General features: G+C 43.7%; 9 protein-coding genes. 2 read left to right on the forward strand and 7 right to left on the reverse strand.

Annotation, left to right across the window (positions count from 1 at the left end; all coding sequences use genetic code 11):
- Nucleotides 1–18: 18 nt before the first annotated feature.
- The 4 genes from ABDK00_RS00420 to ABDK00_RS00435 all read right to left on the reverse strand — a co-directional run bounded on the left by ABDK00_RS00420 (nt 19) and on the right by ABDK00_RS00435 (nt 2,116).
- Complete coding sequence (locus ABDK00_RS00420) at nt 19–468, reverse strand: hypothetical protein (RefSeq protein WP_346237529.1); 450 nt, start codon at nt 466–468, stop codon at nt 19–21.
- A gap of 273 nt (nt 469–741) precedes the next feature.
- Entirely contained in the window at nt 742–1,203 is a 462-nt protein-coding gene (locus ABDK00_RS00425; RefSeq protein WP_346237530.1) for a PA2169 family four-helix-bundle protein, read from the reverse strand.
- Between the two features lie 166 nt (nt 1,204–1,369).
- Nucleotides 1,370–1,804, reverse strand: a complete 435-nt coding sequence (locus ABDK00_RS00430) for a cold shock domain-containing protein (protein WP_346237531.1) — start codon at nt 1,802–1,804, stop codon at nt 1,370–1,372.
- A gap of 54 nt (nt 1,805–1,858) precedes the next feature.
- Nucleotides 1,859–2,116: a short-chain dehydrogenase gene (locus ABDK00_RS00435; protein WP_346237532.1), complete on the reverse strand. Its 258-nt coding sequence runs from the start codon at nt 2,114–2,116 to the stop codon at nt 1,859–1,861.
- A gap of 369 nt (nt 2,117–2,485) precedes the next feature.
- Between ABDK00_RS00435 and ABDK00_RS00440 the strand changes: the two genes are divergently transcribed.
- Nucleotides 2,486–3,535 (forward strand): fatty acid desaturase, encoded by a 1,050-nt coding sequence (locus ABDK00_RS00440; RefSeq protein WP_346237533.1) that lies wholly within the window; start codon nt 2,486–2,488, stop codon nt 3,533–3,535.
- A gap of 10 nt (nt 3,536–3,545) precedes the next feature.
- Here ABDK00_RS00440 and ABDK00_RS00445 read toward each other — a convergent pair whose 3' ends face one another.
- Complete coding sequence (locus ABDK00_RS00445; RefSeq protein ID WP_346237534.1) at nt 3,546–5,123, reverse strand: hypothetical protein; 1,578 nt, start codon at nt 5,121–5,123, stop codon at nt 3,546–3,548.
- A 350-nt stretch (nt 5,124–5,473) separates the two neighbouring features.
- A complete protein-coding gene (locus ABDK00_RS00450; RefSeq protein ID WP_346237535.1) occupies nt 5,474–8,014 on the reverse strand; it encodes a zinc-dependent metalloprotease in 2,541 nt (846 codons plus the stop codon).
- A 162-nt stretch (nt 8,015–8,176) separates the two neighbouring features.
- On the opposite strand from ABDK00_RS00450, the gene alaS reads away from it, so the two are divergent.
- The gene (gene alaS / locus ABDK00_RS00455; RefSeq protein WP_346237536.1) at nt 8,177–11,134 is read left to right on the forward strand and encodes an alanine--tRNA ligase; all 2,958 of its coding nucleotides are present in this window, start codon (nt 8,177–8,179) and stop codon (nt 11,132–11,134) included.
- Between the two features lie 81 nt (nt 11,135–11,215).
- Here alaS and ABDK00_RS00460 read toward each other — a convergent pair whose 3' ends face one another.
- Complete coding sequence (locus ABDK00_RS00460; RefSeq protein WP_346237537.1) at nt 11,216–12,934, reverse strand: RagB/SusD family nutrient uptake outer membrane protein; 1,719 nt, start codon at nt 12,932–12,934, stop codon at nt 11,216–11,218.
- Between the last annotated feature and the right edge of the window lie 141 nt (nt 12,935–13,075).

The following is a 13,075-nucleotide window of genomic DNA, read 5'->3' on the forward strand; positions in this document are numbered from 1 at the left end:
GCATTCCTATGTCCACAATTATTTGTCGCCTCTCTTATATTTAGCCACTATTTCCGATTCGCCCTGGTTGTTGGCATTAATATGAGTATAATGCTTATCATCTTTTAAGATGATGCGATAATTCACACCCAGATGGTTGCTCACTTCTGTTACGCCAAATATTTCCTTGGACTTATAGGTCTTTTTTATATTAAAAAGAACATTGGCGGGCAACAGGTCTTCGCTGTAATAACGGATGGTTTGAATCAGGTTGCCTTTACTGTCGATGGTAGCGCGCGATTGCACGCCGTCGATGATGAAAAATGCTTCGAATAGATTGCCTCTGCTACTCCAACGGATATCGTCCGCGTCTTTAAAGAGCATGCTAAAGGTTTTCTGAACTTTTTCGTTAACGGGCTCGGCGGGGGCAGCGGCAGCGCTTAAAGAAAGGGCTAAGAAGATAACTGCTGAAAAGAGTAAGTTTTTCATTTTATTGATTTTTATATATTTCGTTTATTGTTTGACAAACATACGCCCACAGCGGTCTTCAGGGCAAATACATATTGGCCAACAGCCTTTAAAATACCGGCGAACAACAGAATTCGGGCGGTGAAAGCCAAACAACAAGCATGGCTTTTTTATACGAGCTTCAATTGTAAATCGCAGTGAGCCGATAAATGTTACAGGCCGCGGGAAAAAAATTTTTGGCAATAAAAAAGCCGGAGAAAATCCGGCTTTTTAAATGAGTTTCAGTTAATGCTGTTAGAAGGTGACAGCATCGCGCAACGCTTTAATTTCATCATGTGATGATTTTAATGCCCGTTTTTGTTGGGCGATAAGTTCTTTCGTAGCTGCCATTACATCTTCGTCGTCGAGCGCCATTTGATACGCTTTCTGCGCGGCGTCTTCTCCCGCTTCGCAATTTTTTAGAACAGCCTCCCGGCTGCCGCCCGAGAAGAAAGCTTTCAGATCCATCCACGCGCGATAAAGTTTACCACTCAGCATTGAGCCATCTGCGGTTTCGCCGCCATAGGAGCGCACCATATCTGCCAGTTCGGCTTTATACTGCTCGCTTTCCATGGTCATCCTTGTAAACAAAGTTTTCAGATCAAAGTCTTGTCCTTCGTTCAACTCATCAATTGCTTTTTGATAGCCTTCAATCCGGTCGTTATTAATCTTAATTAAATCATTCAGGGCGCTGATACATGCTTCATGTGTTTTCATAATAAAGTGTTTTGAGGGTGTATAAATAAATGAAGTCCGCCCAAATTAAAAGGCCACTTCTTTTAAAGAGTGGCCCAACAACTATACCAATAGCTTTGCCAGGTTTGATAAATCAATTTCCTAACAAATCTTTTACAAATCTTAGTATTCTAATCCTGACTTATTATTAGCCTTGCTGCACGTTCGCTGCTGCAAATCCCCGTGGTCCTTTTTGAATTTCAAAAGACACTTTAAGGTTTTCGCTCAATTGAACTGATGACGAATTCACATGCACGAAAATACTTTCGCCGGTTTCGCTGTCCTTGATAAAACCATAGCCTTTGCCGGTATCAAAAAAAGTGACAACGCCAATGCGCGTTTTTTCTACCTGGTTTAATTCGTTGCTGTTGGCAACAGTAGGAGGAATATATTGCGATCGCTTCACATTCTTATCAGGAGGGGTTTCCGAAAGATTTCCGTTTTCATCGACATAGGCCATCATTTCATCGAGGCTTTTGCCTTTGTCAGTATTTTCTTTCCGTTCTAATTTTCTTTCCGCTTTTTGTTTTTTAGCGTTTCTTTTTTTCTGTTCTCTTTCTCTTTTATTCCAGGTTTCTCCCATTTAAAAAATTTAGTTGTTTAAATATGTTTTAAATAATCTGTTTAAGTTCATAATTTATTTTGTTGGAGCGCTCAACCTTGTAAAAGAAGCGCCATTAAATAAACGCGAGAGTTCCACGTCCTTCCGCTTCTCCCACTGTTCCAGGTTTTTCACATTGACAACACGCCAGAAGTTTTTCGCCTTTAATTCGTCATAATCTCTCAGTTCAACAAAAACCCCGGTAATGGTCGACCTGTCCTTAAAGTGTACATTCACGACTTTGGGGTTTGCACTTTTCGAATCTAAAAACTTCTCAATTGATGTTACATCCATACTTTTCTATTTTTTAAACTGTTATTGAGCGTGTAAATTCTGAAAAATCCGCATGCGCTTTATGCGCCAGAATATCCACTGAATCCGGCTTTCGACAAATGAATGTTTGCTTTACATACAGAACAAAGTGATGAAAGCATTCGAGGAAATGACAAACTTGTAAACAGAAAATGAGAGGAGAAGGGTGTTTACAACCGGACAAATAACTCAAACTAATGGCGCAAAGGTACGTTTTAATTTACAAATGGCATTTTATGCCAATTTATTTAACATATATATCAAGGAAGTGCAATGAATTAACTGTACATTACGGCCATTCGATGGAGGCCAATAGCTTTCCCACTTTTTTAAAAAATAATTTTATATATAATGAAGCCATTACAACAGCTTACAGATCCCACCTATAATACCAGTTACCGACCGACAAGCTACGACAGGTTTTGGCTTAAATATATGAATGATAAACGCGATCTGCCGTTTATACACTTACTTACAATTATACATTTAACGGTGGTGCCGGTGGCTGTGCTGCTTTTCACCAACCTATTGCAGGGCTGGGCTTGGTGGTTGGTAGCGATCGGTTATTTTTATGTGGCGCAATTTTATTTTAAAGGAAGGTTTGGGTTAATGTTCCACTGCCTTTGTCATCGCAAAACGTTTAAGCCCGGTATCCAGCGCAAGGCGCACGCTTATATCACCTGGATCATCTGCCCGCTGTTTGGCCACGCGCCGGAAGGGTATTTCAGCCACCACCTGGGAATGCACCACGTAGAAAACAATACCGAAGAGGATTCGAGCAGCACTATGTTTTATCAGCGCGACAGTTTTAAGAGCTTTCTTGCTTATTTTATTAATTTTATTTTATTAGGATTTAAGGAAACGTTTGAATATTTGTACAAACGAAAAAGAAAAAAGCTGTACACCAATTTCACCTGGGGCGAATGGTTGTATATTTTATTTTGCATTGTGATGTGCTTTATCAATTTAAAGGCAACGCTGGTTGTCTTTGTAATTCCGCTCCTTTTTGCAAGGTTTGTAATGATGCTGGGCAACTGGACGCAACATTCTTTCATCGATCGTTCCAACCCCGATAATATTTTTACCAACTCCATCAATTGTATCAATACAAAATATAACCATGTTTGCTGGAATGATGGTTATCATATCATTCACCATCTTCGTCCGGGGATGCATTACACCGAAATGCCGGGTGAGTTTTGGAAAAGAAAGGAAGAATTTGCGCAGAAAAAAGCCATCGTTTTTGACGGCATTCACTATCTACACGTGTTTGTATATTTAATGACAAAGAAATATCATAAACTGGCCGATAATCTTGTGAATATTGACGGTATGTTTCAAAACAGAGAGGAAGCGATCGCTATCATGCGTGAGCGCACCCGGCGATGTGTAGCCGCTTGATGATCGCAGACTATGGGAGCGAGGTGGCTGCTGCTTCGCCCAGCCGGCGCTTGCTTTTCAAATATTTATTATAAACGATTTCCTGCATTGGCCGGCCGGCTACCTTACTTTCCAGCCAGGAAATAATATCGAGATAGGCCAACGATCTTGTTTCAAACCGGTTGCCTTCGAGGTGTTTTACCTTTTCGAGAAAATGCTCAAACTCGGGCCTTAGTTGCCGCGTTGTAAATTTGAAAGAGTTGCGTAAGAACCGGAAGATTTCCTGCTCAATAATAGTCAGGTTTTTCATTCTTGACATATAGCGGAAAACCGATCTTGTCAACGAATCCATCAGCTCTAGGTTCCCCAACTCATAATGCGCCAGCAAATGCATTAATCGCGAATAACATTGCAAATCAGTACGCAGTTCCGACGAATCGTTGATGATTTTTTGGAGATAATCAATGCAGGTACTGTAATCGCCGGACAAATAATACAAGAGCGCGATTTTGTAAGTAATCACCATCACGCGGTGCTTGTCGAGAAAAAGATCGTACTCCGCCATCTTTTTTTCGATTTGCGGAATTTCCTTCAACCCCTCGCTGCAAAGCCCTGTGATATTATAAAAATTTATTTTGGCGCCCGCGATGTAAACAAAAGACTGCACCGTGAAGTTTTCATTATCCTGAACCCGCTTGGTTTGAGAAAATTCTTCAAACTCTTTTAACACACGTTTCAACGCGGCATAGTTTCTCAGGTCAAAATGCGCATTAAGCAGGCTATGATAGCCTTTGATAAGATGCCCGGTTTCTACGCGCATCATGTTCGATTTTTCCTTGAAAAGATCTACCCATTTTTGAGCATAGCGGTAATAGAGCAAAAAATCCTGCCGTATAAAGGCATACCACGTGTAGGATTGATAATAGTAAAGCCGTTCATAAAAGCCTTCCTGCTGCGCCGATCCCGATGGCAGCGATTGCCTGAAAAATTTCTTCACCTTATCTTCTTCATCTTCATTGCGCGCATGACCGTTGGCAATAAAAAAGCCGTACATCTGTAGCGACAGATTAGACAGCCGCGTGATCATATTCAGTTTCTGATTGGCTTCATTAGCTTCTTCAGAAAGATGATCGATACGGTTTTTAAAAGTGTCGGTTACGTTGAGCGCCTCGATCCTTTTTTCCAGGGAAATCAATAAGGGCAGAAAGAAAAATTTCTGATTGAGTTTCGCAACTTCCTTCGCTTTGTCAATGGCGCGCAGGCTTTGAAAAAAAAGACCTTTTTTATATAAGATATGGGCCGAATCAAAAAGTTCGTTCAACTGCAAATCGAGGCTATCATTGCTTTTTAGTAGCCGTAAACTCGCCAGCAACTCTTTGTATAAGTGAGATTTTAAATTGGAGAGCTGGGGTTTCGTGACGTTTTTCATCTTTTTAAGAATGATTTTTTCGTCGTAAGTCTCCATTTTATCCAACACATCGAAGAGTTGGATAATTTTTAGATCTTCATTGCCCGAACTGCGTCGGATATATAATTTAAAATGCCGTTTTTCTGCTTTCTCCAGCGAAAGGATCAGCTGAAATAATATATCACTTGGTTTTTTCGGCATTCAAACAAAAATAGATCTTCTGATAAATAAAACAAGAAATTCTGTTGGATATAACTAAAAAATAACCTCAAATCGCTTGATACATAAAGGCTTTGTCAAGTTTGGCACGCATTTGGTATCCATGTAATCGTTAGAAATTGGATATGCAAACATTTCGGCATAGCGTATTTTTACATTGTGATTATGATTTGAGGCGTTTGACACGAATTTTATTTTTCTAAGATTTTCATATGGCAAGCAATCGTTAGAGGTCAGTCCGTTTCTACGGAAGGACCTTTTTTTATTTGCGGGCATTTACAAAAAAAAGCGATGACCCGGGGCCATCGCTTAAGAACGAAATATTTCAAATTTTACTTGGGTTCGAGCGCCTGCTTGATGCGATCCTGCAAGTCGAGCAAATGATTTTTTGAAGCGGCATCGCGGTAGCTTCCGGCCGCGCTTCTCATTTCTGAAGCTAAGGTACGCAGTTGTCCTTTTACTACAGACATGATATCGCTGTTTACTAAATTAATTTCGAGGTCTTTTCCAAGAGCGGCCTGCTCCTGTTTGGACGGATTGGCCAGCGCTATTAATTTTTCAACTGTTGCTTTTTGAAGCTGCCTGCGATAAATATCGATTGTTTTTCTACCGGGCAATTCTGCAAATACTGCACGCCGCAGCGTTTGGAGCATTTCATCAGGTGTATAAGCGCTGCCGCCGGAAGCCGCCTGAAACCTGATTAAACGGCTCAGCGTTCCGGGGTTGATCAGTTCGCCTAAAGCCCTGTCCTGCACTTTCGCCACAACCGATAAAGGTTCTTGACCGGTGAGGGTGGCGTAGTCGTTTTTAACAAGCCAGAACGGGGTGCTAAACACATTGTTCTTCAACCAGTTCATCGCGTCTACCTGCGTAGATTTTGGCGTAAACGCATAAACAGCTCCTGTTTGTTCAATTCGCTTCGGCGTGCGCTCAATTCCTCCGATATTACGGGCCACATGGCCGGTATAGCGCACAAACTGAGATACTACTTCGTTGTAAATCGTATTCAGATTGGTATAGTCTTTATTCGATTGTTTCGTGTATTCCGGCAGGTTTACGACAATGCGTTGCAGGTTCTTAATTCCATAAGAGCTTGCCTTCATGGCGTTATTGCTGAGGTCCTCTGTCTGGCTGCGCGGGTCTTCGCGGTTGCTCTCGCCATCGCCCCACCAAAGGCGTGGATTTTTTAACTGCTCAATTGTGATTTTGTTGAGCAAAGCCACTTCATCGTCGGCCGATTTTGCCTGAGGATACCAGCGATAGCCCCATTCGATCGCCCAGGTATCATAGTCTCCAATACGCGGGAAAAGGCCTTTCTCGGCAATATGATCTTCCGGCTGCGCCACATAGTTGAAGCGGGCATAATCCATAATCGAAGGTGTGTGGCCGTGCGCTTCTACCCAGGCCTTATCTCTTAATTTTTCCACCGGAACAGTTGAAGAAGAGCCGAAATTATGTCTTAAACCCAGCGTATGTCCCACTTCGTGGCTGCTTACAAATCTGATGAGTTGTCCCATCAATTCGTCGTCAAATTCCATTTTTCGCGCTCTCGGATCAACAGCGGCTGTCTGAATCATATACCAATTGCGCACAAGGCTCATCACATTATGATACCAATTGATATGGCTTTCCATGATTTCGCCGCTGCGCGGATCATGCACATTGGGCCCGCTGGCATTTGGAATGTCAGAGGGTTTATAAACGATTGCACTATGACGCGCATCTTCCAGGCTGAAAGTGCTGTCTTCGGCGTAGGTAGGCGCCATTTTACCCACAATGGCGTTTTTAAATCCGGCTTTTTCGAAAGCCACCTGCCAGTCGTTTACGCCCTGAATAAGATAGGGCACCCATTTTTTCGGCGTGGTTGGGTCGATATAATAAACGATTTGCTTTTTAGGCTCCACCAGCTCGCCTCTTTTGTATTTTTCAATATCGGCCTCTTTCGGCTCGAGGCGATAGCGCGCGATATACCTGTATTTATCAATACCCTGCGGGTTTACATCAAAGTCGGTGATGCTTTGCGTCGTGAAATAGCCAACACGATCGTCGAAAAAGCGCGGTTGCATGGGCACTTTGGGTAGCAACACCAGCGACGTGTTCAGTTCAAAAGTTACGGGCGTGCTTACCGCGTACGGGTTGGGCGGCGTACCGGGGCGCGATACCGGCGTCTGCGTGTAGGTTTTTACGGTTTTGATTTCCAGGTTGGCCGGATAAGGTTTTGCCGCCTGTATGTAAGATTTATCTGCCTGCAGGCCGCCAAGGCCCAGCACTTTTTTCACAACCGGCGAAAAGAAGAAGTAATCGTTGTCGCCGTTGATATAATCCGTCACTTCTATAACGGCGCCTTTTTTATCGGGCGACCAGGCTTTTACTTCAAACGAGGCGCCAATGGGTTGAATATTGCTGTTCATTACATTGCGGTACATCCCTTCTGTGCTGTCGCGACCCAGTTCCTGAAAAGACATACGTTTTAAATAAACGCGGTTGTTGGGCCCTTTTTCAAAGCGAATGGTATTCGAGTTGATCTGGTCGCCTGCATAGCTTGCCCCCGTGCGAAAGCCGGCCGCTGCCTTGGAAAGCCGGGCAACCACCAAAATATCGCGTTCAAACAGCGTATCCGGAATTTCGAAATAGTATTTATTGTCAATCTTATGAACGTCAAACATGCCTTTTTCGGTAACCGCCTTGGAGGTAATTACTTCCTTATAAGGTTTCGGCTGGCCGGGAGGGCCAACCACTGCTTTTTTGGTGGTGTCTGTTTTGGCTGCCGAAGCGGCGGGCGTACTTTTTTTATTTTTTTTCTGAAGTGCGCAGCTGCTCATTTGTAGGCCTAACAAAAACAAAAAGGCCAGGGTCAAATTTCTTTGCATCATTTGAATTGGTATTAAAATCTTTTTTAAGAAAAGCGAATTTACCATTTGAGGGCCGTATTTGAACGACTATTTCTATAAACGGTTTACTTTGAGTTGAAAGTGAAGCGCCCTTGCGGCATCACACATTATTTATATAACTATCTTTGCCAGCCTTAAAAAGATATGATGACCAGCAGCGAAATAAGACAGACCTTTCTTGATTTTTTCAAAAGTAAAAATCATCAAATTGTGCCCTCGGCGCCTATTGTGGTGAAAAACGACCCCACATTAATGTTTACGAATGCGGGCATGAACCAGTTTAAAGATTATTTTCTGGGGAATAAAAAAAGCGATTATGCTCGTGTGGCCGATACTCAAAAATGCCTTCGGGTAAGCGGTAAGCACAACGACCTGGAGGAAGTAGGTGTTGACACCTATCATCACACGATGTTTGAAATGCTGGGCAACTGGAGTTTCGGCAACCCCGACCGTCCGGAAGAAGGTTATTTTAAAAAGGAAGCCATTGCCTGGAGCTGGGAACTGCTTACAGAAGTGTATAAAATAGAGAAAGACCGGCTATATGTGACGGTTTTTGAAGGCGATGCAGGCGAAGGACTTCCTTTTGATCAGGAAGCGTATGACGAATGGGCGAAATGGATCGCGCCGGAACGTATTTTAAAAGGGAATAAGAAAGATAATTTTTGGGAGATGGGCGATACCGGCCCTTGCGGCCCTTGTAGCGAAATACATGTGGATTGCCGCCCCGATGATGAACGTCAAAATGTGGATGGCAAAACCTTGGTAAATGCCGACCACCCGCAGGTCATCGAAATCTGGAACAATGTGTTTATTCAATTCAACCGAAAAAAAGACGGCAGCCTCGAAGCGTTGCCTGCCCGCCATGTTGATACAGGTATGGGCTTTGAGCGGCTTGTGAGGGTGTTGCAGAAAAAAAGCAGTAACTACGACACGGATGTTTTTACCGGCACCATAGCCGAAATAGAAAAAATTACGGGGAAAGAATATCCAGCAAACGCTTATTACGAGAAAGAAGATAAAAGTTCCTATCAGCCAAGTTTAATAAAATGGCGGGAGGCTGTTGCATTTCGTGTTCTGTCTGATCATATTCGGGCTATCAGTTTTGCCATTGCCGACGGGCAGTTGCCTTCCAACAATGGGGCTGGTTATGTAATACGCCGAATTCTGCGCCGCGCTGTTAGGTATTACTACGCTTTTTTAAACTACAAACGGCCTTTATTACATCAATTAACACCGGTTATTGCTGCACAATTTGCAACGGTTTTTCCAGAGCTAACGCATCAGCTTGTTTTTGTAGAAAAAGTTATTAAAGAAGAAGAGGAGTCTTTTTTAAGAACCCTTAGCGATGGTTTAAAACGGATAGATGATTTACTTTACAGCAAAAATGCAATTAAGCATAGGCTGAAGAATTTTCTATTGTCAAACGAAATAGATTTTTGGGAAGATCGACCTGTTAAAAATTTGAGCCAAAAAACATTAAAAATTGATTTTGGGTTAAAGAGTAATAATTTGAAGATTATTATTGAATCTATTCCCCAAACCTTCCAATCCTATGAACTTCCTAATCTTTTTTTAATTAATAAAAACTCGATTTCGCGGTATAATTTTGAGGAAACAATAAAGGATGCTGTCGGCAAAAATGATCTCAACTTTCGCCCATTTGAAATAATCAGTGGTAAAGAAGCGTTTGAGTTATATGACACATACGGTTTCCCCGCTGATTTGACACGGTTGATTGCAGCGGAAAATGGCTTTACTGTAGATGAAGCGGGTTTCGATGCCGAGATGTTGCAGCAAAAAAGCCGCTCGCGCGCAGCTACGGCGGTGGATACGGCAGATTGGGTACTGGTGGCCGAAGACCAGCCTTCCAAATTCGTAGGCTATGACGATTTGAATATTACGACCCGCATTACGAAGTATCGTAAAGTAAAAGCAAAGAATAAAGAACAATACCAGCTGGTTTTAGAAACGACGCCCTTTTATGCGGAAAGCGGCGGCCAGGTCGGTGATAAGGGCCAACTGGTTGTCGAAGGCGAAACCATCGCCGTTACCGACACTAAAAAGGAGAACGACCTGATCATTCATTTTACGGACCGCTTGCCGGCCAACCCGGGCGGTGAGGTAAACGCCATTGTTGACTTTGAAAAGCGATTAAATATCACCTACAACCATACGGCGACTCACCTGCTACATGCGGCTTTGCGCCAGGTGTTGGGCGCCCATGTTGCACAAAAAGGATCGCTTGTTTCACCAGATATGTTGCGGTTTGATCTGTCTCATTTTTCGAAAATCACAGACGAAGAGTTAAGGCAGGTTGAAATGATTGTGAACCAAAAAATCCGCGAGAACCTGGCGGTTGTTATTAAAGAAATGCGCAAGGACGAGGCGATGAAATTAGGCGCGATGGCGCTGTTTGGCGAAAAGTATGCAGACGAGGTTCGCGTGGTTACTGCCGGCACCGATTTTTCGGTAGAGCTTTGCGGGGGAACCCATGTGCCGCAAACGGGCATGATCGGGTTGTTTTTGATAACCGGAGAATCGGCCGTGGCCGCCGGCGTGCGTCGTATTGAAGCGGTAACGGGCGCCGCCGCTTTTCGTTTTATGAGCGATAAAATTGCGGCCTACAAACAGCTTTCGGAGTTGCTTAAATCGGCAAATCCGCTAAATGCCATTGAAAAATTAATTACCGAAAAATCGGCATTAGAGAAAAAAGTTGAGCGCCTTGAGGCCCGGGAATTGGTGGGTATCAGAAATGAATTGTTACAAAAAGATGAGATCATCAACCAGGTGAATTTTATTGGCGATATAGTCGAAGTAAACAACGCCGATGCTTTGAAAAAGCTATGCGGTGATCTTAAAAATCATTTGAAAGATTTTGTTGTAGTGCTCTGCGCAAATATTGGCGGTAAGCCTTTTGTAGCCGTGAGTATTGCCGATAATGTGGTTGCCGCCAGGTCGCTCGACGCCGGGCAGCTGATCAAGCAACATATCGCCCCGCTCATTAAAGGCGGCGGCGGCGGGCAAAAAACGCTGGCAACTGCTGGTGGCCAGGATGCCAGCCAACTAAAAGAGGTGATAGAAAAAGTGAAAGCATTGTTGTAGAAAGATTGAGATGTTTGTATGACGAAAAAGAGGATATCGTAAAAAGCGATATCCTCTTTTTAATAAAAAGTTACAGGTTTTTTAGTACCCTTGGTTTTGTGTTAAGGCGCCAGCGCTTCGATCTATCTGATCTTGCGGAATGGGAAAGTAAGTGTCTTTCTCTTCAAAGCTGAGCCCGGCGTAAGAACTAATGATGCTTCCTTCAAAAGCTGAAAAAGCTTCTAATGATTCTTTGGCAATTCCCCATCGCACTAAATCGAAGAATCGATGGCCTTCTAACGCCAGTTCCAGTCGCCGCTCAAAGCGGATGGCATTCAAGGCATATTCTTTAGTAGGAAAACTGCCATAAGGGCTTACCTTATACGCCGCCGCATTTACGCCATCTATCTTTTTAAAGGGTAATTTGGCCGCCCTGTTCCGAACATTATTTACCCGCGCCAAAGCATAGGGCAGGTCGTTTGTTTCGGCCGCGCATTCCGCCGCCATTAGATAGACGTCGGCCAGTCGGATGATATTTACATTTAGTCCGGTGATAGAAGAGGTAGAGGATACATTGCCGGTAAAGTCGGCCTGGTCGATCATTTGCTTATAGCCGACAAAGGGGCCGGCGAACGCGGGGTCGCGAAGCCAGCCGTCCCCGGGCATTACTCCCCAATCGTGATAAGGCACGCCTCTTCTTCCAACGGTGTAGTCCACCCTGGGATCAAACGCAATGGTTTTATCTACCGAATAATTGGTTTTATCTGCGCCGGTAAGACCGAAGTCTGATTTGTAAGGGTTTGTCCTGAAGGAATTATCCAACATGGGCAATCCTGCGGGAGTTACCCGGTAAGCGTTGACCAAATCGAAACTCGGATTAAAAAAGCCACAACAAGACACCGGCGCCGACCCATACAATCCGGCAAGCATGTCGCCGACATTTCCATTATCTCCGGTACCGTCCGGATCAATCGCGTGTTGGGCGGCGAAAATAGACTCGGGCCCGTTCTCAGTGTTTATATCAAAATTGTCTAAAAAAGGAAGGGTTTCCAGATTTGGTTTTGCTGCAATGACTTCCTTAAGCACGACTAAGGCTTCAGGAAATTTTTTCTCGTATAAGTACACTTTTCCGAGATAGGCTTTTGCCGCTATCGCGTCAACTCTTCCCACTTCTCCAAGCGGCTTATCCGTTGGTAGATTTTGAGAAGCGAATAAAAAATCTGCTTCTATTTTAGGTAAGACATCAACGTTGTTCGGAACACTTGCTGCATCGGCGGTAGAAATCGTTTCATCGATGTAGGGAATATTTTTAAATACTCTCCAAAGGAAAAAATAGTAGTGTCCGCGCAACATTCTGGCCTCTGCTTCAATTTCCTTCGCTCTTTCGCTGGTGAATACGTCGCTGCCTCCGGCTTCCTGCACGGCTTTCAGCTGCCGAAGGGTGGTGTTGCACCGGGTAACTCCTTCATAATAATTATTCCACATGGTCGACAAATGTTCATTTACACTGATGGGGTTATGCCTTTCAATGTCAAACATAACCGCCTGGTCAGAGAGCGTGCTGCCCTTGTGGGCATTGTCTGCGGCCACATCTCCAAAAAGCCATTGACTTGGCGCGGCTGCGTAATTGCCCCATGTTCCGTCGCGGTTGCCGTTCATTAAACCATATGCACCAATTAATAACCACTCCACGCCTTTTGTGTTACTCACCTGCTCATCAGTCAATTGTCCTTGCGGACTTTTTTCCAGGAAGCCTTTTCCGCAGGACAGCACTGTTGCTGTCAGTAATAGGGCGATGCTTATTTTATGTATTGTTTTCATCTGTTTAATTTTTAATTTTTTCTTTAGTCAGATAACCTGCCTGCCAGCAGACAAGGCATTCGACAAATAATCATGCTTTGCAGCATGTAAGGTTCTAATGGCTCATTTCTTGTCTTAGTATTTTTATCATTGTAGGGATCA

Source organism: Niabella insulisoli, from assembly GCF_039652435.2.
Classification (GTDB): domain Bacteria; phylum Bacteroidota; class Bacteroidia; order Chitinophagales; family Chitinophagaceae; genus Niabella; species Niabella insulamsoli.

What these genes read in the sequence shown, in the direction of transcription:
- ABDK00_RS00450 (WP_346237535.1), bottom strand. Translation starts at nt 8,014, where the DNA reads ATGATGCAAAGAAATTTGACCCTGGCCTTTTTGTTTTTGTTAGGCCTA.
- ABDK00_RS00445 (WP_346237534.1), bottom strand. Translation starts at nt 5,123, where the DNA reads ATGCCGAAAAAACCAAGTGATATATTATTTCAGCTGATCCTTTCGCTG.
- ABDK00_RS00420 (WP_346237529.1), bottom strand. Translation starts at nt 468, where the DNA reads ATGAAAAACTTACTCTTTTCAGCAGTTATCTTCTTAGCCCTTTCTTTA.
- ABDK00_RS00440 (WP_346237533.1), top strand. Translation starts at nt 2,486, where the DNA reads ATGAAGCCATTACAACAGCTTACAGATCCCACCTATAATACCAGTTAC.
- ABDK00_RS00435 (WP_346237532.1), bottom strand. Translation starts at nt 2,116, where the DNA reads ATGGATGTAACATCAATTGAGAAGTTTTTAGATTCGAAAAGTGCAAAC.
- ABDK00_RS00460 (WP_346237537.1), bottom strand. Translation starts at nt 12,934, where the DNA reads ATGAAAACAATACATAAAATAAGCATCGCCCTATTACTGACAGCAACA.
- ABDK00_RS00425 (WP_346237530.1), bottom strand. Translation starts at nt 1,203, where the DNA reads ATGAAAACACATGAAGCATGTATCAGCGCCCTGAATGATTTAATTAAG.
- alaS (WP_346237536.1), top strand. Translation starts at nt 8,177, where the DNA reads ATGATGACCAGCAGCGAAATAAGACAGACCTTTCTTGATTTTTTCAAA.
- ABDK00_RS00430 (WP_346237531.1), bottom strand. Translation starts at nt 1,804, where the DNA reads ATGGGAGAAACCTGGAATAAAAGAGAAAGAGAACAGAAAAAAAGAAAC.